This is a genomic window from Isoptericola hypogeus (genome assembly GCF_039531145.1).
Classification (GTDB): domain Bacteria; phylum Actinomycetota; class Actinomycetes; order Actinomycetales; family Cellulomonadaceae; genus Isoptericola; species Isoptericola hypogeus.
Window position 1 is genome coordinate 196,725 of record NZ_BAAAPM010000005.1, and the last position, 21,072, is coordinate 217,796.

Annotated in this window: 17 protein-coding genes; 14 read left to right on the plus strand and 3 right to left on the minus strand. The window is 75.8% G+C overall.

The window, feature by feature from the left end; translation table 11 throughout:
* Nucleotides 1-106: 106 nt before the first annotated feature.
* From ABD254_RS13610 to dtd, 9 genes are all read left to right on the plus strand, one after another.
* Entirely contained in the window at nt 107-541 is a 435-nt protein-coding gene (locus ABD254_RS13610; RefSeq protein WP_344249302.1) for a PadR family transcriptional regulator, read from the plus strand.
* Nucleotides 538-1,458 carry a permease prefix domain 1-containing protein gene (locus ABD254_RS13615; RefSeq protein WP_344248963.1) on the plus strand — a complete coding sequence of 307 codons (921 nt, stop codon included), beginning with the start codon at nt 538-540 and terminating at the stop codon, nt 1,456-1,458. The genes ABD254_RS13610 and ABD254_RS13615 overlap by 4 nt, the downstream gene beginning before the upstream one ends.
* 160 nt (nt 1,459-1,618) lie before the next feature.
* Entirely contained in the window at nt 1,619-2,689 is a 1,071-nt protein-coding gene (locus ABD254_RS13620; RefSeq protein ID WP_344248964.1) for an ABC transporter ATP-binding protein, read from the plus strand.
* Complete coding sequence (locus ABD254_RS13625) at nt 2,686-3,468, plus strand: ABC transporter permease (RefSeq protein ID WP_344248965.1); 783 nt, start codon at nt 2,686-2,688, stop codon at nt 3,466-3,468. Before ABD254_RS13620 ends, ABD254_RS13625 begins: the two co-directional genes overlap by 4 nt.
* Nucleotides 3,469-3,593: 125 nt before the next feature.
* Nucleotides 3,594-3,890, plus strand: coding sequence for a type II toxin-antitoxin system Phd/YefM family antitoxin (locus ABD254_RS13630; protein WP_344248966.1), 297 nt, complete (start codon nt 3,594-3,596; stop codon nt 3,888-3,890).
* Between the two features lie 118 nt (nt 3,891-4,008).
* On the plus strand, nt 4,009-4,434 hold the full coding sequence (locus tag ABD254_RS13635; protein WP_344248967.1) for a type II toxin-antitoxin system VapC family toxin: 426 nt from the start codon (nt 4,009-4,011) through the stop codon (nt 4,432-4,434).
* Nucleotides 4,435-4,491: 57 nt separating this feature from the next.
* The gene (locus tag ABD254_RS13640) at nt 4,492-4,824 is read left to right on the plus strand and encodes a DUF2516 family protein (protein WP_344248968.1); all 333 of its coding nucleotides are present in this window, start codon (nt 4,492-4,494) and stop codon (nt 4,822-4,824) included.
* Between the two features lie 7 nt (nt 4,825-4,831).
* Nucleotides 4,832-5,923 carry an asparaginase gene (locus ABD254_RS13645; RefSeq protein ID WP_344248969.1) on the plus strand — a complete coding sequence of 364 codons (1,092 nt, stop codon included), beginning with the start codon at nt 4,832-4,834 and terminating at the stop codon, nt 5,921-5,923.
* The gene (dtd, locus tag ABD254_RS13650) at nt 5,920-6,348 is read left to right on the plus strand and encodes a D-aminoacyl-tRNA deacylase (RefSeq protein ID WP_344248970.1); all 429 of its coding nucleotides are present in this window, start codon (nt 5,920-5,922) and stop codon (nt 6,346-6,348) included. Before ABD254_RS13645 ends, dtd begins: the two co-directional genes overlap by 4 nt.
* 84 nt (nt 6,349-6,432) lie before the next feature.
* On the opposite strand, the gene ABD254_RS13655 is transcribed toward dtd, so the two are convergent.
* Nucleotides 6,433-7,185, minus strand: a complete 753-nt coding sequence (locus tag ABD254_RS13655) for an LPXTG cell wall anchor domain-containing protein (protein WP_344248971.1) — start codon at nt 7,183-7,185, stop codon at nt 6,433-6,435.
* A gap of 121 nt (nt 7,186-7,306) precedes the next feature.
* The gene (locus ABD254_RS13660; protein WP_344248972.1) at nt 7,307-9,217 is read right to left on the minus strand and encodes a DUF4012 domain-containing protein; all 1,911 of its coding nucleotides are present in this window, start codon (nt 9,215-9,217) and stop codon (nt 7,307-7,309) included.
* A 172-nt stretch (nt 9,218-9,389) separates the two neighbouring features.
* Between ABD254_RS13660 and ABD254_RS13665 the strand changes: the two genes are divergently transcribed.
* The 4 genes from ABD254_RS13665 (at nt 9,390) to ABD254_RS13680 (ending at nt 16,621) form a co-directional block, all read left to right on the plus strand.
* Complete coding sequence (locus ABD254_RS13665; RefSeq protein WP_344249304.1) at nt 9,390-9,938, plus strand: RNA polymerase sigma factor; 549 nt, start codon at nt 9,390-9,392, stop codon at nt 9,936-9,938.
* 59 nt (nt 9,939-9,997) lie between these two features.
* Nucleotides 9,998-11,509 (plus strand): hypothetical protein, encoded by a 1,512-nt coding sequence (locus ABD254_RS13670; RefSeq protein ID WP_344248973.1) that lies wholly within the window; start codon nt 9,998-10,000, stop codon nt 11,507-11,509.
* Nucleotides 11,510-11,636: 127 nt separating this feature from the next.
* Nucleotides 11,637-12,080, plus strand: a complete 444-nt coding sequence (locus ABD254_RS13675) for an OsmC family peroxiredoxin (protein WP_344248974.1) — start codon at nt 11,637-11,639, stop codon at nt 12,078-12,080.
* 185 nt (nt 12,081-12,265) lie between these two features.
* Nucleotides 12,266-16,621, plus strand: coding sequence for a S8 family serine peptidase (locus ABD254_RS13680; RefSeq protein WP_344248975.1), 4,356 nt, complete (start codon nt 12,266-12,268; stop codon nt 16,619-16,621).
* Between the two features lie 125 nt (nt 16,622-16,746).
* Here the strand turns inward: ABD254_RS13680 and ABD254_RS13685 are convergent, their stop codons facing one another.
* Nucleotides 16,747-17,808: an NAD-dependent epimerase/dehydratase family protein gene (locus ABD254_RS13685; protein WP_344248976.1), complete on the minus strand. Its 1,062-nt coding sequence runs from the start codon at nt 17,806-17,808 to the stop codon at nt 16,747-16,749.
* Nucleotides 17,809-18,038: 230 nt separating this feature from the next.
* On the opposite strand from ABD254_RS13685, the gene ABD254_RS13690 reads away from it, so the two are divergent.
* A complete protein-coding gene (locus ABD254_RS13690) occupies nt 18,039-21,005 on the plus strand; it encodes an FAD-binding and (Fe-S)-binding domain-containing protein (protein WP_344249306.1) in 2,967 nt (988 codons plus the stop codon).
* The last annotated feature ends 67 nt before the right edge of the window (nt 21,006-21,072 follow it).

The following is a 21,072-nucleotide window of genomic DNA, read 5'->3' on the forward strand; positions in this document are numbered from 1 at the left end:
GCACCCCGAGCCAGGGAGCGACCGCGTGCCCGGCGCGGCCTGTGTCGCGGAGCACGTGCAGCACCTGTTGTCGTCGAGTAGTTGATGAGATACAGTACCTGTCGTGATGCAGCGAACTGAACCTTCCACGGCGGACGACGCGTTCTCCGCCGACCTGCTGCGTGGTCACACCGACACGATCGTGCTCGCGACGCTCCGTCGCGGGGACCGCTACGGCTTCGAGATCTACAAGACGATCCGCGACGCCACGGGCGGTGCGCACGAGATCAAGGAGGCCACGCTCTACGCGACGTACCGCCGTCTGACCAAGGACGGCCTGGTCGAGGCCTACTGGGGCGACGAGTCCCAGGGCGGTCGCCGCAAGTACTACCGGATCACCGACGCCGGCCGCGCCGTGTACCAGCGCAACGTCGCCGCGTGGATCGCCACGCGGGACGTCATCGACGCCCTCCTCGACCAGACCTCGGGCGCCACCACGAGCTCCGCGAAGTCCGCGAGGGCGAACCGCTCCGCGCAGTCCACGAAAGGCACCGACCGATGACCACCGTCCACCGCCTCCTCGACGACGCCTTCTCCGGCGTCGACCTCACCCTCGAGGTCCAGGACCTCAAGGAGGAGATCCGGGCGAACCTCGAGGCCCGGGCGACCGAGCTCGAGGCCACCGGCGTCACGTCCGACGCCGCCGCCCGGCGCGCTTTCGACGAGCTGGGCGACGTGCGGGCCCTCGTGGCCGACGCGGCCGGGGCGCCGATGCCGCACACGGGCGGCGCGGCTCCCGCCACGGAGCGGGGTGCGCTGCCGCCGATGGCGCGCGCGGCCCTCGCCCACAAGGTCCGGCCCCGCGCCGGGTTCGTCGTGAGCACCGTGCTCGCCTCGATCGTGGGTGTCGGCGCTCTGACGCTCGCCGCCCTCGGCGCGACCGGCGTCCTCGACCTCGCGAACGGCGCCGTCGTGGTGCTGCTCGCCGTGGGCGCGCTGGCCACGGGCTGGCTCACCGGCGCCGCACTCGTGCAGGAGACGACGACCAACCACCCGCTTCCGCGCGGCCGCGCCGCCGGCTACGGGGTGGGCGCCGGCCTGACCGTGGCGGGCGCGGGCCTCGCCGGCGTCGTGGCGCTCGCCCCGCTCGCCGCGGGCTGGTACGTGGCGGCGGCCGTCGTGCTCGTCGCCGGTGTCCTGGTCCTGACCTGGCTCGGCGCCACCCAGACCAACCGCAAGAAGGCGTGGGTCCGCGAGGCGGCCGTGGAGCAGGCGCTCGACAACCGCTTCGAGGAGGACCCGGCGGCCGCCGCGCGGTTCGGCGTCTACACGGCCGTCATCTGGCTGGTGGCGCTCGTCGTGTTCGTCGTCCTCGGCCTCACGGTCGGCTGGGCCTGGTCCTGGCTGGCCTTCGTCGCGGCGACCGCCGTGACGATGCTCGTCCTCGCGCGGATGCTCTTCGCCGCGACGAAGGACTGACAAGAACGGTCCCCGGGCGACTGCCATCGCCCGAGGACCGGTGACCCGGGGTCCGGCGCTCGGCCGCACCACGGACGCACTCCCAGCCTACGGGCGTGCGCCGGACCCTCCACCACCGCACCAACTCTCAGCACCACTCTCAGCACCACCTGGAGGAATCATGCGCACGACCCCCCGCGGGTCGACGCCGCCGACCGATGCCTCGATCGACGTGCGCGGCCTGACCAAGACCTACCGCTCCGGCGGCCGCGGCGGGCGCGAGGTCCGCGCCCTCGCCGGCCTCGACCTGGCCGCCGCGCCCGGCAGCGTGCTCGGCCTGCTCGGCCCCAACGGCGCCGGGAAGTCCACCACGGTGAAGATCCTCGCGACGCTCTCGCGCCCGGACTCCGGGACGGCACGTGTGGCCGGGCACGACGTCGCCCGCGACCCGGCCGCCGTCCGACGCTCCATCGGCTACGTGGCCCAGCGGCCCGTGACCGACCCCATGGGCACGGGGCGGGAGAACCTCGTCCTCGCCGGGCGGCTCCAGGGCCTCGGGGCACTCGACGCCCGGTCGCGGGCGGACGAGCTGCTCGACCGGTTCGGCGTCGCACACGCCGCCGACCGCCTGGTGAAGACCTGGTCCGGCGGGATGGCGCGCAAGCTCGACGTCGCCGTCGGCCTCGTGCACCGACCGCAGGTGCTGTTCCTCGACGAGCCCACGACCGGGCTCGACCCGGAGGCCCGCGCCGCCATGTGGTCCGAGATCGAGCGCATGGCCACGGGCGACGGCATGACCATCCTCCTCACGACGCACTACCTGGACGAGGCCGACCGGCTCGCGGACCGGGTCGTCATCGTGGACGCGGGGCGCGTCGTCACGTCGGGCACGCCGGACGCCCTCAAGGACCAGCTGCAGGGCGACGGCGTCACGGTCGAGCTCGCCGACGCGCGGTCGGCCGCGGAGGCGGCCGGCGTCGCGCGGGGCGTGCCCGGCGTCGTCGACGTCGCCGCCGACGGGCGCGGTCTGAGGGCGCGCGCCGCCGCGGGCGCCACCGCCCTGCCGGCCTTGCTCGCCGCGCTCGACGCCGCGGGTCTGGACGTGCGGGCCGCCGGGCTGTCCCGGCCCACGCTCGACGACGTCTACCTGCGGCACACCGGTCGCAGCCTGGAGGAGGCCAACCGCGTCGGCGCGGGGGCAGGACCCGACGCCGGCGACCCGGCGCGGGAGACGACGGAGGTGGCGGCATGAGCGCCGTGACGCAGACCGTCCTGCTCACCGGGCGGCAGGCCCGGCAGGGGATGCGCATCCCCGTGTTCATGGTGATGAACCTGCTGCAGCCGATGGTCTGGCTGCTGCTGTTCGGCCAGCTGTTCCGGTCCGTCATCGAGATCCCGGGCTTCGCCGGCGGCGCCGACGTCACGTACCTGGAGTACCTCACCCCCGGCGTCGTGATGATGACGGCGATGGGCGGGGCGGCGTGGGCCGGCACGACCTTCGTGCAGGACATGGACCGCGGCGTGATGGACCGCTTCCTCGCGTCACCTACCAGTCGTGGCGCCCTCGTCGCCGCGACGATGGCGTGGTACTCCCTGCTGGCCTGCGCGCAGGCGCTCGTCGTGGTGGGTGTCGCCTGGCTCGGCGGCGCCCGGTTCCCCGGCGGCTGGGCCGGCATCGCGGTGATGCTCGTCGCCGTGGTGCTGCTGTCGTGCCTGTTCGCGGCGCTGTCCGCGGCGGTCGCGCTGCTGACCCGCCAGCAGGAGGCGCTCATCGGCGTCTCGCAGCTGCTCACCATCCCGCTGATGTTCCTGTCGTCGGCGGTGATGGACCCGTCGCTGGCGCCCGACTGGATCGCCGACGTCGCGCGGTTCAACCCGTTCGACTGGGCCGTCGTGGTGGCGCGGGAGGGGCTGCAGGGCTTCGCCGACGCCGGCACGGTCTGGCTGCACCTGGGCCTCCTCGCCGCCGCCGTCGCGGCGATGTCGGGGCTCGCGACGCTCGCCTTCCGGGCCTACCGTCGGGCCCTCTGACGGGCGGTCCGCCCCGCCGAGCATGCGGTTGGTCCGGGATTCGACCCTCGAACCCCGGACCAACCGCATGTTCGGCAGCAGGGAGGGCAGACGGCGGGTGGGCGGGGGCGGTACGGTCGGGCGTCATGGAGGTCTCCGTGAGCGCGCTGCGCGCCGAGCTGAAGTCGTGGATCGAGCGGGCCCGCGCCGGCGAGGAGGTCGTCATCACCGACCGCGGCGTACCGGTCGCCCGGCTGTCGGGGGTCCGGACGGCGGACCTCGTCGCGGGGCTCGTGCGCGACGGGCTGCTCACCCCGGCGGACACCGAGCGTCCCGTGCACGCCGTGCCCGACACCGCCACGGCCAACGCCACGAACGGCACCCGCGCCCCCGCGCGGGCGCCGTCGCGCATGTCCGACCTCGTGCGCCGCATCCGCCGCTGACGAGACCCGCTGGTCGAGCTGGTCGAGGCCAGGGTCTCGACCCTTCGACAGGCTCAGGACAGCGTAGGTACGACCGGCGTGCAGGAGACCCGACCGGCGAGAACGAGAACGGAGCACGATGGCCCTCGTCTACCTGGACGCCAGCGCGCTGGTGAAGCTCTGCGTGCGCGAGCCCGGCTCCCGGCTCGCGAGCGCGCTGTGGAACCGGGCCGACGTCGTCGCGACGTCCCGCGTGGCCGACGCGGAGGTGCGCGCGGCCCTTGCCGCGGGCGAGCGGGCCGGTGTCCTCGACCCGCTCGCACGGCGCCGCGGCCTCGCCGTGTGGGAGACGCTGTGGCCGGCGCTGCACGTCGTGGAGGTGACGCCCTCGGTCGGCCAGCAGGCCGCCGACCTGCTCGCGACCTGCCCCGTGCCGCTGCGCGGCGGCGACGCCCTGCACGTGGCGAGCGCGCTCGCCGTCGCGCACGACGACACCGTCGTCGCCGCCTGGGACGAGCATGTGGCGGGCGCCGCGCGCTCGGTCAGGTTGCGGGTCGTGCCGTGAGCGCCGCGGGTCCACCTCCGCGTCCACGGCGCACCGTCCTCCCGTAGGCTCGCCTCCGTGCTCGGATCCCTCCAGTTCCTCGTCCTCGCCACGCTGGCCGTGGTCGTCTTCGTGGTGCAGCTCGTCGCGTTCGTCGACGGTGCGCGCAGACCGGCCAAGGCCTACGTCTCCGAGGGCAAGCTGACCAAGAACATCTGGCTGCTGATCCTCGGGATCGCCGCCGTCATCGGCTTCCTCGGGCTGCCGCCCAACCTGTGGACGGCGACGTCGTTCTTCAACGTCATCGCCACGGCGCCCGCGATCATCTACTGGGTCGACGTGCGGCCGCGCATCCTGCCGTACGGCACGGGCGGTGGCCGCCGCCCGCAGGGCCCGACGGGCGGGTGGTGACCCGGTGGTGACCACGCCGCCGGAGGTCCCGCGCGCCGTCGCCCCCGTCGCCCGCGGGGCGGTGCCGCTCGCGGAGGTCGTGCGCGGCGACCTCGTGGAGTCCGTGCACCTGGGGCACCTCGTCGTGCTCGACCCGTACGGCGAGGTCCGGTTCGCGCTCGGCGACCCGACGACGACGATCTGGCCGCGCTCGTCGGTCAAGCCGCTGCAGGCCGCCGCGATGCTGCGTGCGGGCCTCGACCTGCCGGACCGGCTGCTCGCCCTCGCGGGCGCCAGCCACGACGGCGCGCCCGCGCACCGGGACGGGGCGCGGGAGATCCTCGCCGGCGCGGGCCTCGACGAGGCCGCGCTGCAGAACACCCCCGACCTGCCGTACGACGGCGCCGAGGCGCTCGCCTGGCAGCGCGCGGGGCACGGGCCCGAGGCGATCGCGCAGAACTGTTCCGGCAAGCACGCGGCGATGCTCGCGACGTGCGTCGCCGCAGGCTGGGACACCGCGACCTATCGCGAGACGTCGCACCCGCTGCAGCAGTCCGTGCGGGCGACCCTCGCCGAGGCGACGGGGGACGACGCCGCCGCGATGGCCGTGACCGTCGACGGCTGCGGGGCGCCGCTGTTCTCCACGTCGCTGCTCGGGCTGGCCCGCGCGTTCTCCCGGCTCGCGGCCGCCCCGGCGCTCGAACGGGAAGGCGCCGCACCGGGCATGCCGGGACCCGACGGTCTCACGCCGCACCTGGCGCGCGTGGCCCGGGCGTTCGCGGCCCACCCCGAGATGGTCGCCGGCGAGGGCCGCGACGCGACCGCCGTCATGCGCGCGGTGCCCGGCCTGGTCGCCAAGGACGGCGCCGACGGCGTGTACGCGGCGGGCCTGCCCGACGGCTCGGCCGTGGCGTTCAAGGTGCTCGACGGTGCGTCCCGGCCGCGGCCGGCCGTGCTCGTCGCCGCCCTGCGGGCCGCCGGCGCGCTCGACGTCGCCGGGGTCGACCGGTCCCGGGTCGACGAGGCCCTCGCGGCCGTGGCCGACGTGCCCGTGCTCGGTGGCGGCGCGCCGGTCGGCCGGGTCCGCGCCCTCCCGCTCGCCGAGGGGCTGCCCGCGTGAGGGCGGTGGTGCAGCGCGCGACCCGGGCGAGCGTCACGGTCGACGGCGAGGTCGTGGGCGCGATCGACCGGCCGGGCCTGGTGGCGCTGGTCGGCGTGACGCACGACGACGGCCCCCAGCAGGCGGGCACGATCGCCCGCAAGATCGCGGAGCTGCGCATCCTGCGCGACGAGCGGTCCGCCGTCGACGAGGGCGCGCCCGTGCTCGTGATCAGCCAGTTCACGCTCTACGCCGACGTGCGCAAGGGCCGGCGCCCCACGTGGAACGCCGCGGCCCCGGGGCCCGTCGCCGAGCCGCTGGTGGACGCCGTCGTCGCGGGCCTGCGGGCGCGCGGCCTGGAGGTCGCCACCGGCCGGTTCGGCGCCGACATGGCCGTGGAGCTCGTCAACGACGGCCCGGTGACCATCCTGGTCGAGGCGTCCTGACGGACGCCGACCCGCACGGGCCTGCACGTCGGAAGAGCCCGCCGAGACCCTGAGGTCTCGACGGGCTCGACCGACGGGTGACCGTCAGTGCTCGGTACGGCGGCGGCGTACGGCCGCCACGGTGAGGGCTCCCACGGCGACCAGGCCCGCCGCGACGGCGGCGAGGGTCGCCACCTCGGCCCCCGTCTGGGGCAGCCACGAGCTGCTCGGCGGGGCGTCGGCCGGCGGCAGCGCGGCCGGCACCGTCTCACCGGGCTCGGTGGGCGGGTTGTCCGGGGGCGTCCCGGGCGGGTTCGTGGCGCAGTTCGGGGACGACGGCGGGTACGCGGCCGTGGCGGAGAGCTCGGGGTTGACCTCGAGGAGCAGGTCGACCGACGGGCGCACCCAGTCGAACTCGTCGCCCTCCACCCAGACGCCGTCCACGAGCCGCCAGCCCGGCCAGTCGAGCGGGCTCCCGTCCGCGGCGACCTCGGCCCCCGGCCACAGCACACGGCCGGACAGTGGCAGGCCGGACTGCACGACGTCGGCGCCGCCGGGGTTGATCCACGTGATCGACACGGTGTTGCTGTCGGTGCCGGTGACGGTCACCGCGTACTGCAGGTAGGGGACGTCGCCGTCGCAGATCGGCTGGAGGATGTCCGCGGTGATCGACGGCTCCTCCGGCGGGACGTACTCGGTGGGCGACGGCGAGGGGCTCGGTACGGTGTCCGCCGCGGCGGCTGTCGCCCCGGCGATGCCCATTCCGGCCGCGACGACCGCGCCGAGCGCGACGCGGGCCGCGAGGCCGGCCGGGGGCATGGTCGGTCGGCCGGTCCGGGCTCGTGCTGCGTGGACCATCTCGACTCCCTGGGTCGGTGCGGGCCGGTTGCCGCGCGGGTTTCACGCTAGCGGCGCACCCTGCCCGAGCGACCCCCCTCACCCGGGTGAAAGCGCTGGCGGAGCCGAGATTCACCCGGCGTCAGCCGCAGACCGGGACGTCGAGGTCGTGCAGGCCGGGCATCGTCGTCGTCGGCGTGGACCAGACCTCGAGCCGTCCGGGCCGGGCGCCGCCGTCGTCGGCCGCCTCCGCGGTCGCGGGGACCGTCAGGCGCAGCGTCGTGCTCTCGCCCGGGGCGAGCGCGACCGTGGTCGAGACGGTCGGCCGGTCGTGCGTCGAGCGAGCCTCGCCGCCGAAGGCCGTGCCGTCCCGCTCCAGGCGCGGGGCGTCGGCGCCCCGCGGCCCCGCCACCGTCACCCCGAGCCGCAGGGTGCCCGGCGGGCTCACGCCGCCCGGCACCCCCGCGACGTAGGCGGGCAGCGACGTCGCCGCGTCCGCGGGGGCGGTCGAGGCGAGGCTCAGCTCGAGCGTGTCGACGCGTCCGTCGGGGGTGCACCGCGAGCCGACGTGCGTGAGCGACGAGTCGAGGTAGGCGGACATCTTGCCCGCCACGTGGTCGGTGAGGAACAGGCCGACGGCGTCCGCCGCGCGGGGCGCCTGGGCGTAGGTCCCGGCGACGAGCGTGCCTTCCAGGCGCTCCTGCTCCGCCTCGCGCACCGACCACAGGCGCAGCCGGTGCTCTGACGTCGCCTGCTGCAGCCCGGACACCAGCGCGCCCGGGGAGACGTCGTCGGCCGTGGCGCGGGACAGGGCGGCGGCGGCGACGTCGGCGAAGAACAGGTCGGCGGTCTCGGGGTCGAGCACGTCGTAGACGCGCCGCAGGAGGACGTCGACGGCGTTCTCGGCCGACACGTCGACCGTGTCGCGGCCCAGGGCCTCGGCGACCGGTGGGGACAGCGTCACCGAGACCGGCCCGGTCTCGGCCAGCAGGAAGGAGAGGGCGACGGGGTCGGTCGCGAGCACGCCGTCCACCTGCTCGCCCTGGGACCGGGCCCACATCTCGGCGGCCAGGCGCGCCGTCGTCGGGAAGTCGGGGGTGCCGGTGACGTCCTGCACGAACATGCCGAGGCGCCCCGTGTACGCGGCCTCGTCGTCGGGGGTCAGCGGGAGCACCGGCTCGCCGAACGGGCCGACGGCGTTCGACGCGACCTGCCGTACCACCTCGAGCCGGCCCTCGTCGGCGCGGAGCAGGATCAGCGCACCGGGGATGCCGCCGCCCGGGCGCAGCTCCGCGCTGCTCATGCTCAGCAGCAGGTAGGTGCGCGGCCCGTCGGCGCCGAGCATCGCCGGGCCGAGGGTGGCCGCGCGGTCGGCGGTCGCCACGGCGCCGGTCAGCTCGTCCACTCGGTCGCGCAGGGTCGTCACCGGTGCGGCCAGCTCCGGCAGCAGCGCGTCCGGGTCGATGGCCTCCAGCCGGACCTGGGCGTCGGCGAGCACCTGGTGGGCCGCCGCCGTCCGCGGAGCGACCGCCTGCAGGGGCGCCAGGTCGAGGCCGCCGCCCGGGGTGCGGGACGTGGTGGACACGGCGTCGACGACCTCGGCGAGGGCCGGCAGCACGTCGTCCGAGACGTCGTCGAGCACGCGCGCCACGTCGGCGGCTGCCCCCGCGGACGGCCCGACGACGGGCGCGCGGGCGGCGAGCCACCATAGCGGCCCGTCGGTCGCCTCCCGCGCCGTGGTGGTCTGCCGGCGCAGCTCGGCGAGGGCGGGCGACGACGCCAGCGGTTCCCGGTCCGCGACGTCGTCTCCCTGTGCCGGGGAGACTCCCGCGCGCAGCTCCGCCGAGACGGCGGGGACCTGGTCGGCGGCGCGCGTCATCGCCGTGCGGGCCACGAGCGCGTCGCGCACCAGCAGCACCGCGCCGACCGCGGACACGAGCAGGGCGAGGCAGACCGCCAGGACGACCCACCGCCCGACGCGGCGTCGTCGCGGGCGCACGGGGGCCGCCGGGGTGCTCGTCATCGCCCCGGCGGCTTCCGTGTCGACCGTCATGTTGGCACCGTAGGTCCCCGCGGGAGTGACCGAGGGATGAAACTGCGGGTGATCTCCGCGCGGCGGGGTGCAAGCGGGGACGTCCCGGCGACACAGTCGCGGCGAGGGGCACGACGTGTGCCCCCACGCGCTCTGGACCGCAGGAGGCCCGGTGAGCCCGGACGATCTGGCCGTGCACGACGACGCGCACGACCCACCCGACACAGGTCGTGCCGCCGACGCGGCGTGGTTCGACGCGCTCTTCGCCGCGCACGCGACGGCGGTGCATCGCTACCTGGTGCGCCGGTTGCCGGCGGGGGCGGCCGACGCGGAGGACCTGGCCGCGGACGTGCTGGCCACCGCCTGGCGGCGTCGCGCCGACGTGCCCCGCGGCGCCGAGCTGCCCTGGCTCTACCGGACGGCGGGCTTCGTGCTCGCGAACCACCGGCGCAAGGCGCGGGCCACGCCGGTCGCGGTGGTGCCCGAGGTGCCGGACGACGTCGACCCGGCGACGCTCGCCGTCGACGACGACCGGGTGCGGGCCGTGCTCGGCCGGCTGTCGCCGCGGGACCGGCGCATCCTGCTGCTGGTCGCGTGGGAGGGCATCGACGGCGAGGGTCTGGCGCAGGTGCTCGGCGTGTCCCGGGGCGGGGCTGACGCGGCGCTCTCCCGGGCCCGGGCACGGCTGCGCGCCGCGTGGGACGGCCAGGAGGAGACGGGCGCGCAAGCCGGCGCGGGCTGAGCACACAGACTGCGCAGAGGCACGCCGCCGCACCTGGCAGCCGCACCCGGGAGGACGAGATGAACGACGACGGACGCACGACGCCGGACGAGGTGCCGGGCGAGGTGCCGGGCGAGGAGCCGGACGGTCTGCCGGGCGACGCGCCCGACGACGCGGCGTTCGCCCGCCTGCGGGCGGCCGACCCGGCCGCCGACACCCGGACGCGCACGGGGATCCTGCGCGCCAAGGTCGACGCGCAGGTGGGCGACGAGCTGCGGGCCGGAGCGCTCTCGGACGGGGCTCCCGCCGGCGACGAGCGCCCGGGTGACGAGCTCGCCCGGCGTCGGACCCGGCGGCGTCGGACGCCGTGGCTGGCGGCCGCCGGCGTCGTGGCGTTCGCGGTCGTGGGCGCCGGCGGGTACGCGCTGGGCTCGGGCTCCGGGGCGGCCGCCGACGGCGACGGGGGGGCGACGGCGGAGCCGGCGGTCGCGCTCCACGGCGGGCCGCAGGGCGGCGGGCAGGAGGAGTCCGCGGGCGGCGCGGCCGCCGACGGGGCGATGGGCGCAGCGGAGTCGGGCGCGGCGAGCGGCGACATGGCGCTGTCCAGCGACGTGGCGTACCCGAGCTGGTACTCGTCGGGCCGCGCGGTGTTCCACGCCAGCGGCCTGTCCACCGAGGACGGCACGGCGCGGGGCTACGCCTTCGACGCCACCGACGCCGCCACCCGCGCGGGCGCCGCCCGCGTTGCGGAGGCGCTCGGCGTCGAGGGCGAGCCGCGCTGGGACTACGGGTCGTGGTCCGTCGGCCCGCGCGACGGGCGTGGGCCGACGGTCTGGCTGTCGGTCGACGGCTCCGCGACGTTCGGCTTCAGCGACCCGGCCGCCGACCCGTGGCAGTGCGCGGACGCCGCCGCCGGGGTGGCCGAGGACGGGGCTGAGGACGGGGCCGAGGACGCCCCGGACGACGGCGTCGAGTGCCCCGACGCCACGGGGACGTCCACCGTCTCCGACCGCGAGGCGCGCCGAGCGCTGAGCGACGCCATGGAGCAGGTCGGCGTCGACCCCGAGGGATACGAGCTCGAGGTCGGCGAGGTGGCCGAGGACGACCCGAGCCGCTGGGTGACCGCCTACCAGGTCGTGGACGGCTCCCGCACCGGCGCGCAGTGGAGCGCCACTGTCGGCGAGGCCGGGATCGCGTGGCTGGACGGCTTCCTCGCGAGCACGACCGACCTCGGCACCTACCCGGTGATCAGCGCGGCGGACGCGGTCGAGCGTCTCGGCGACCCCCGGTTCTCCGGGTCCGTCTGGCCGGTCGTCTTCGCGGAGTCCACGGAGGCCGCGCTCGAGGAGCACTATGAGGAGCCGACCGACCCGACGCCGCCGCCCACTCCGCCCTCGGCTGGCGACCCGGTCGACTGGCCAGTGTCCGACGTCGAGATCACGAGCGCGCGGCTGGGCCTCGCGCAGCAGTACCAGGACGACGGGACGGTCGTGATGGTGCCGGCGTACGAGCTGTCCGACGCCGCCGGCAACGCCTGGTCCGTCGTCGCGGTCGCCGACGAGGCGATGGACTTCACGGCGCCGCCACGGTGACGGCCCTTGGACGGCCCTACGTCGGCCCGACGACGTGACCGCCACCACCTGGGCGGACGGTGTCGGGAGCGGCGCGGCCGGGTTACGGTCGATCCTGACCTGTCCCGGAGCACGAAGGAGATCTCCCATGGCCACCCGTACCGCACGCACCGCCTGGAACGGCACCCTGAACGAAGGCTCCGGCCGGGTCGAGCTCGCCAGCTCCGGCGTGGGAGCGTTCGACGTCTCGTTCCCGCGGCGCACCGCCGACGAGGCACAGGGCGTCACCAGCCCGGAGGAGCTCATCGCGGCCGCGCACTCGTCGTGCTTCTCGATGGCGTTCTCGGGCGAGGTGGCGAACGCCGGCGGGACGCCCGGCAAGACGGACGTGCGCGCCGACGTCACCGTGCGCCCGGCCGCGGGCGGCGGGCTCGAGATCTCGAAGGTCGCGCTGACGGTCGTCGGCTCGGCGACCGGCATCGACGAGGCGGGCTACCGCGCCGCCGCCGAGGCCGCCAAGGCCGGCTGCCCGGTCTCCAAGGCGCTCGCGGGCGTCGGCGAGATCACGCTCGACGTCACCTTCGAGGGCTGAGCCGAGGGCTGAACCGCACCCACGTCGACGCCGCCGGGCCGTCCTCCCACCGGAGGGCGGCCCGGCGGCGTTCCCGACCGGTGGCGAGTTCGCGTCATGGCACGAACCCGCCGTGGGTGGGCCGTTGACCCGCCGTCGCGCCGCCGGGAGCGTTCGGGGGACCCCTTTTCTCACGAGGAGCCCCGATGAAACCGACGTACCGTCGCGTGCCGACCACCCGGTCCGTGCACGCGAGGCGAGCCGCCGTCGTCCTGATGGCCGCGTCACTCGCCGTGACCGGCCTCGCCCAGCCCGCGGCGACCGCCGCCGGCGACGAGGACGTGCTCGTCTCGCCGCAGGAGGCCGCGCAGGACCTGCTCGGCTCCGCCCCCGACGACCCGTACGCGGCGGGCGAGGCCGAGGAGGGGTTCGCGCCGGTCGTCGAGGGCGACGACGCCGCGGCCCTCGACGCCAAGCTGGGCGACGCCGACCAGCAGCTGCTCAGCGAGGCGCAGGCCACCGACGACGCCACCGTCACCGTGCTGCTGGCGGTGGACCCGGCCGGCGCATCCGCCGTCGAGGACGCCGTCGACCACGCCGGCGGCGAGGTCGGCCGCGCCGAGGGCGACCTCGGCTACGTGCGCGCCACCGTGCCCACCGACGAGGTCCCGGCGCTCGCCGCCCGCGACGACGTCCTCGCCGTCGACCTCGACCGCGAGCTCAGCGTCCCCGACCCGACGCCGGTCGAGACCGCCGAGGGCGCCGGGACGACGTCCCGCGCGACCGGCGCCGACACCCCCGCCGCGCCGTCCGCCGACACCCCCGCCGACAACCCGTACCTCCCGGTCGGCGAGACCGGCGCCGTCGACTTCACCCGCGCGCACCCGGCCTGGGACGGCCGCGGCACCGTGATCGGCGTCCTGGACACCGGCGTCGACCTGTCGCACCCGGCGCTGCAGACCACCACCGACGGCAAGCCGAAGGTGCTCGACTGGTTCACCGCGACCGACCCCGCCCTCGACGGCGACGGGACGTGGAAGCGGATCACCAGCTCGGTCACCGGGCCCGCCTTCACCTTCGGCGGCATCAAGTACACGGCGCCCGCGGGCACGTACGGGATCGCGGCGATCAACGAGACCGCCTCGGCGGCGGCCGACGCCCGCGGCGACCTCAACCGGGACGGCGACACGTCCGACCGGTTCGCCATGCTGTACGACGCGGCGACGCACGAGGTCCGCGTGGACTCCGACGCGGACGGCGACCTCGTCGAGGAGACGCCGATGCTGCCGTTCGGCGTCGACCGGCAGGTGGGGCAGCTCGGCACCGACGACCCGTCCACGGACGTCGTCGAGAGCATGCCGTTCACCGTCGAGTACCGCGAGGACGGCGCCGCCGGCGCGGCGGGCGACTACGTCAACCTCGGCGTCGTCACCGCCCAGCACGGCACGCATGTCGCCGGCATCGCGGCGGGCAACGGCCTGCTGGGCGGCAAGATGCGCGGCGCTGCCCCGGGCGCGCAGATCGTCTCCGCCCGCGCCTGCACCTGGAACGGCGGCTGCACGTCCGTCGCGCTCACCGAGGGCATGATCGACCTCGTCGTCGAGCACGACGTGGACGTCGTCAACGTCTCCATCGGCGGGCTCGTGCCCCTCAACGACGGCTCGAGCGCCATCGCGCGCCTCTACGACGAGCTCGTGGACGCCTACGACGTCGACATCGTCGCGTCGGCGGGCAACGACGGCCCGGGCCTCAACACGGTCGCGCCGCCGTCCACGGGCGAGGGCGTCATCAGCGTCGCGGCCTCGGTCAGCGACGACACGTGGTTCGCCGACTACGGCTCCCGGGTGCCCACCGACCTGGGCATGTTCGCCTTCTCGGCCCGCGGCCCGTCGGAGGACGGCTCGCTCAAGCCCACGGTCAGCGCCCCCGGCGCCGCCGTCTCCGCGATCCCGACGTGGCTCGCGGGCGCGGCCGTCCCGGAGACCGGGTACGACCTGCCCGCCGGGTACGGGATGCTCAACGGCACGTCGATGGCGTCGCCGCAGGTGGCGGGCGACATCGCCCTGCTGCGTTCCGCGGCCGAGGCCCGCGGGCTCGACGTCAGCTCCGCCGGACTGCGCAGCGCCGTCGTGGACAGCGCCGACCTCATCGACGGCGTCCAGGTGGCCGCGCAGGGCGCGGGCGTCGTCGACGTCCCGGGCGCGTGGCGCCGGATCCTGGTCGACGGCGTGATCAAGCCGCAGCACGCCGACTACGCGGTCGCGGCCCCGGTCTGCACCGCCCTCTCGGCGGCGCTGGCCACGCCTGGCGTCGGCGCGGGCGTGCACGACCGCTGCCTGCCCGACGACGGCGGCGTGGCCCCCGGCGAGCGCACGACGTACGACCTCGAGGTCACGCGCAGCTCCGGTTCCTCGAGCGCCCGCCTGCACCGGCTGACGCTCGTCGGCGACGACGGCACGTTCGACGTCCCGGCCCTGGTGCGGCTCGGCCGCGGGGAGACCGAGACGATCCGCGTCACGGCGCGCCCGCGGACCGCGGGCCTGCACTCCGCCCTGCTGCGGGTCGACGACCTGCTCACGCCCGGCGTCGACCACGTCGTGCCGCTGACCGTCGTCGCGACCGACGTGGCCGCGGCGCCGGCGCGCGCGGTGACGGCGAAGGGCAGTGTGCCGCGCGGCGGCGCGGAGTCGGTGTTCGTCGCGGTGCCGGAAGGCGTGCAGAACCTGCAGGTCTCGCTCGCCGGGGCCGACGGCAAGCCCGCGTCGGGCGTCCGCGTGCGGGCGTTCGACCCTGTGGGCATGCCGGTCGACGCGCCCACCGCCTGCTACGCCGCGACGGACACCTGCGACCCCGCGAACCACTCCTACGAGCGGCCGCGGGCCGGCGTCTGGGAGCTCGTCGTGGAGGCCTCGCGCGTGGCGTCCGTGGCCGAGCCGGGCTACCGGGTGCGGGCTGTCCTCGAGGGCGTGACCTTCGAGCCCGAGACGGTGACGCTGGACGCGCTCGACGTGCAGACGCCGCAGCAGGTGCAGCTCACGGCCACCAACGCCTGGGGCACGGTCGAGGCGCGCCCGGCCGCCGGGGCCCTCGGCCGGACGGTGACCCTGCGCGGCGCGGTCGCAGGCGGCGGCACGGCGCAGAACCGCGTCGACGTCCCGCGCGACGCCACGCTGCTCGACTTCACCGTCACCCCGCTCGCGGACGGCGCCGACGTCGACGTCCTGCTCGGGCACATCGCGACGGGTCGCGTCGTCGCCCGCGCGCAGGAGATCGGCCCGGGGACCGAACGGATCACCGTCCGCGACCCCGAGCCAGGTTCGTACGCGGTCGTGGTCGTCGGCACCTCGGTCCCGTCCGGCCAGGTGGAGTTCGACTACGTCGAGAAGCTGTTCTCCCCGTCGCTCGGCAGCGTCACGGTGGCCGACGACGACGCCCGGGAGCTCGCCCCCGGGGACACGCTGGACCTGGACGTCGACGTGACCGCCGTGGCGCACCCGTTCGGCTCACGTGCCCTCGTGGGGACCGTGCCGCTGGTGAACGCCGCGGGCGGGTTCGTCGGCAGCGCCGAGGTGCGGGTGACCAGCGTGCGCACCCCGCAGGCGGAGGTCGTGGCGACGAGCCAGCCCTTCGTCGGGACCGACATGAACTCCGCAGGCGTGGTCTCCGGCGACGACCAGGTACAGAGCCTGACGACCCCGGGCCTGTGGACGGCCGAGAACGGCTTCGAGCCCCTCGACGTGGGTCCGGACGGACGCATGGGCTCGGCCTACGGCGTCAACGAGGCCGGCGATGCGGCCGGGCAGGTGCTGCTGACCTCGGGGGGCCTGATGGCGGCGCTCTGGCGGGCCGACGGGACGCTCGTGGACCTCGGCGTCCCCGACGCCCGGGACTACGACCAGACGTACACCTACGGGCTCAACGACGCGACGGACGCCCACGGTGTTCAGGTCGTCGGGGCGTCGATGCTGCGGGTGGTCGAGGACGGGGCCCAGCGCCAGTTCTCCGACGCGTGGGTGTGGACGGACGGCGAGGGCTTCCGGATGCTGCCGCACCTGAGCGACGACGTCCGTGCGACCCAGGCGCTCGCGATCAACGACGCCGGGTACGTCATCGGTGGCTCGTTGCTCGACGGCGTCCTGCACGCCGTGCGTTGGACGCCCGACGGGCAGATCGAGGACCTCGGGATCCTGCCGGGCATGGGGGACTCCGTGGCGCAGGGGATCAACGCGGACGGCGACGTCGTCGGCCGCTCGGGCCACCAGGCGTTCGTGTGGACGGCCGAGGAGGGGATGCGCGGGCTTCCCCACCTCGGGTTCGCCGGCACCGCCCAGGCCATCACCGACGAGGGGCTGGTGCTCGGCACTGCCCTGACGACCGCGGAGGATGCCACACCGGTGGTGTGGGACACGGACGGCCGGCTCTTCGACGTCGCCCAGATGATGGACCGGCGCCGGTTCGCCGCCGTGACCCCGCTCGCGATCCACGGCTCGAGGGTCCTCGTGTACGGGTACACGTCCCCGGCGTCGGGCGTGGCGCTGCTCGACCTCCCCGAGCTGCCCTGACACGTCGCCGGTCGCTCGCCGGTCGAGCCTGTCGAGACCAACGGGGTCTCGACAGGCTTGACCGGCGAGCGGGCTTGACCGGCGAGCGGGCTTGACCGGCGAGCGGGCTCGACCGGCGAGCGGGCTCAGCCGGCCAGGGGCGGGGTGCTCGCGCTCGCGCCCTCGAGGACGCCCTCGACGGTCTCGCGCAGCACGTCGCCCGGGTTCCGGGTGGGCCGCCAGTGCAGCAGCTCGCGCGCCCGGGAGGCGTCCATGACGACGTCGGCGCGCGCCATGTCGAACCAGCCCACGTCGATGGGCACCAGCCGCGCGGCGGACGCCACCGCCAGTCCTCTGCGGACCAGGTCGGGGGAGACGGCGAACGTGCGGCCGCCCGCGAGCAGGCGGGCGAGGCCCGCGCCGTCGAGCCAGCCCGTCGGGGCGAGGTTGAACGCGCCGGGGTGCCGGCCGACGATCACCGCCCGGTAGGCGTCGGCGGCGTCGTCGGCGTGCAGGACCTGCAGCCGCAGCCCCTCAGGGAACGGCAGCACGGGCAGGAGCGTGCCGGTGGGCGCGCGCTTCGCGGCGAGACGCAGCGCGAGCGTCCCCAGCCGGCCGAGGAAGTACCGGGACAGCTCGGCCCCCGCCTCGCGCTGGAACATCAGCGCCGGGCGCATCCGCGTCACGACCAGGCGGGGGTGGTCCCGCTCGACGTCGTCGAGCATCCGCTCCACCGCGGCCTTCTGCACCGAGTAGGTGGACGTGAGCACGCCCCGCCGCGGCCACGACTCGTCCACCGCGGAGCCGTCGGCCGGCCCGGGCGAGTACACGCCCGACGTGGAGCCGAGCACCAGGTGCCGCACGTGCTGGCGCAGCACGGCGTCCACCACCGCGCGGGTGCCGCCGAGATTCAGCCGGCGCTGCGCCTCGGCGCTGCGGGTCGCCGGCGACGCCCAGGCGAGGTGCACGACGGCGTCGGCGCCGGCGAGGGCCTCGTCCAGTCCGCGGACGACGGCGTCAGCGGTGTCGGTGAGGTCCACGCGCACCCACTCGGCGGCGTCGTGCGGGAACCCCACGGTGCTGGACCCGTCGGCGCGCGGCACCCGCCGCGCCACCCCCACGATCGACGTCACCACCGGCTCGCGCGCGAGGGCGCGCAGCACCGCCGTCCCGACGTTCCCGCTCGCTCCCACCACGACGACGCGCACGTGCCCGACGCTAGCCAACCTGGCCCGGCGCCGCGCGCGCTGGCGCCCCGGCTCGTCCGAGCAGGTGGCGGCGGATCGATGCCCGGAGCAGCAGCTGTGCGTGGGAACCTCCGGCGCCCCCGGCCGCCGGATGCGAGAATCGGCCGGTGCCCGCCGAGAACGACGTGACCACGACCGCCGCCGCCGACCGGGCCGTGCCTGCGGGACGGCCCGGCGAAGGACCTGAGCAGGTGGCGGCGGATGCCGAGCGCGCGGCCACGCAGGCGCGCGAGGCCGTCGCCGCCGCGCTGCGCACCGTCGTCGCCGGCGACGTGGACGCGAGCTCGCGCCGCCGGGCGGAGTACTCCACGGACGCCTCGAACTATCGCGTCGTCCCCGACGTCGTCGCCTTCCCGCGCAGCACCGCCGACGCGGTGCGCGCGCTCGAGGTGCTGCGCGAGCTGAAGATCCCCGTCACCGCGCGCGGGGCGGGCACGTCGGTGGCGGGCAACGCCGTCGGGCCGGGCGTGGTGCTGGACTTCTCGCGGCACCTGAACGAGGTCCTCGCCGTCGACCCCGAGGCGGGCACGGCGACGGTGGAACCCGGCACGGTCATGTCGACGCTGCAGCGCGCGGGCGCCTCGCACGGACTGCGGTTCGGCCCCGACCCGTCCACGCAGAACCGCGCCACCCTCGGCGGCATGATCGGCAACAACGCGTGCGGCCCGCACGCGGTCGCCTACGGCCGCACGGCCGACAACGTGCTGGAGCTCGACGTCGTCGACGGGCGCGGTCGGCGCTTCACCGCCGGGCGGGGGGACGCGTCGTTCGCCCAGGTGCCGGGCCTGGCGGAGCTGGTGCGCGAGAACCTCGCGCTCATCCGCACGCAGTTCGGCCGGTTCGGCCGGCAGGTCTCCGGCTACTCGCTGGAGCACCTGCTGCCCGAGAACGGCTCGGACCTGGCCAAGGCGCTCGTGGGCACGGAGGGCACGTGCGTCACCGTGCTCGCCGCGACGCTGCGCATGGTGCCGATGCCGCAGGCGCCCACCCTCGTGGTGCTCGGGTACCCCGACATGCCGGCCGCCGCCGACGACGTGCCGCACCTGCTGGGCCACCACCCGCTCGCGATCGAGGGCCTCGACGCCCGGCTGGTCGACGTCGTGCGGCGGGCCAAGGGCGAGTCCGCCGTGCCCGCCCTGCCCGACGGCGCGGGCTGGCTGATGATCGAGGTCGGGGGCGCGTCGCAGGACGAGGCGAGCGCGAAGGCCTTGGCGATCGTGACGGCGTCGTCGTCGGCGTCGTCGCTGGTGCTGCCCGCCGGGCCCGACGCCACCAAGATGTGGCAGATCCGCGCCGACGGCGCCGGGCTCGCCGGTCGCACGCCCGCGGGGGAGCAGGCGTGGCCCGGCTGGGAGGACTCCGCCGTGCCGCCCGAGCGGCTCGGCCCGTACCTGCGCGACCTCGAGGCCCTGATGGCGCGCTACGGCGTCGACGGCCTGCCGTACGGGCACTTCGGCGACGGCTGCGTGCACCTGCGTATCGACATCCCGCTCGAGACCTCGGGCTCCGTGCTGCGCACCTTCATGACCGACGCGGCCCGGCTCGTGGCGCACCACGGCGGGTCGCTGTCAGGAGAGCACGGCGACGGCCGCGCGCGCTCCGAGCTGCTCCCGCTCATGTACTCGCCCGAGGCGATCCGGCTCCTGGAGCGGTTCAAGGCCCTGTTCGACCCGGACGACCTGCTCAACCCGGGGGTCGTGGTGCGGCCCGCGGCCGTCGACGCCGACCTGCGCCGCCCCGCGGCCCGCGCCGTGCCCTCGACGCTGCCGGTGGGGGACCGCGGGCTGGCCGGGTCGGGCCCGCTGCACGGCATCGCGAAGAAGGCCGGCCACACCGGCTTCTCCTTCGCCCACGACCACCACGACCTCACGACCGCCGTGCACCGTTGCGTCGGCGTCGGCAAGTGCCGCGCCGACAACCACGCGTCGGGCGGGTTCATGTGCCCCAGCTACCAGGCCACGAAGGACGAGAAGGACGTGACGCGCGGCCGGGCCCGCGTGCTCCAGGACGCCGTCAACGGCACCCTCGTCGGCGGGCTCACCGCGCCGGAGGTGCGCGAGTCGCTCGACCTGTGCCTGAGCTGCAAGGCGTGCTCGTCCGACTGCCCGGCGGGCGTCGACATGGCCCAGTACAAGTCCGAGGTGCTGCACCGCACGTACAAGGGCAAGCTGCGCCCCGTCGACCACTACGCGCTCGGCTGGCTGCCGCGCTGGGCCCGCCTCGCCGGTGGGATGCCGCGGTTCGTCAACAAGGTGCTCGGCGTGCCGTGGATCGCCAAGGCCGTGCTGTGGGCGGGCGCCATGGACACGCGGCGCAAGGTGCCCGAGTTCGCGGAGATCCCTTTCCGCACCTGGTGGGGGCGGGGCTGGGCGACCCACGGCGTCCCCGGCCTCAGCGTGGGCGAGGACCCGGGCAAGCCCGACCTCGGTGAGCGGCCCAAGGTCGTGCTGTGGGCCGACTCGTTCAACGACGCCCTGTCGCCGAACGTGCCGCAGGCCGCGGTGAAGGTGCTCGCGGCGGCCGGGTACGACGTCGTCGTGCCGAGCCAGCAGGCGTGCTGCGGTCTCACCTGGATCTCCACGGGCCAGCTCGACGGCGCCCGGCGGCGGCTCTCGTCGCTGCTGAGCGTGCTCGGTCCGTACGCCGCGGGTGGCATCCCGATCCTCGGGCTGGAGCCGTCGTGCACGGCCGTGCTGCGGTCGGACCTGCTCGACCTGTTCCCGGACGACCCGCGCGCCCAGGCCGTCGCGGACGCCACCCGCACGCTCGCCGAGCTGCTCACCTCGCCCGAGACGGCGCCGCCCGCCGAGGCCGGCTGGTCGGTCCCCGACCTGTCCGACCTCACCGCCGTCGTGCAGCCGCACTGCCACCAGCACTCCGTGATGGGCTTCTCCGCCGACGAGGCGCTGCTGCGCGCGGCGGGCGCCGAGATCAAGGTGCTCGCCGGCTGCTGCGGGCTCGCGGGCAACTTCGGCATGCAGAAGGGCCACTACGACGTGTCCGTCGCGGTGGCCGAGAACGCGCTGCTGCCCGCGCTGCGGGAGGCCGAACCGGGCACCGAGCTCGTCGCCGACGGCTTCTCCTGCCGCACCCAGGCCCTGCAGCTCGAGGGCGTGGAGGGCAAGGCGCTGGTGGAGGTCATTGCCGAGCGGTTGTGAGCAACCGCCGGTCGAGCCTGTCGAGACCCGGTTTTCGACAGGCTCGACCAGCGGCTCGGAGACACGA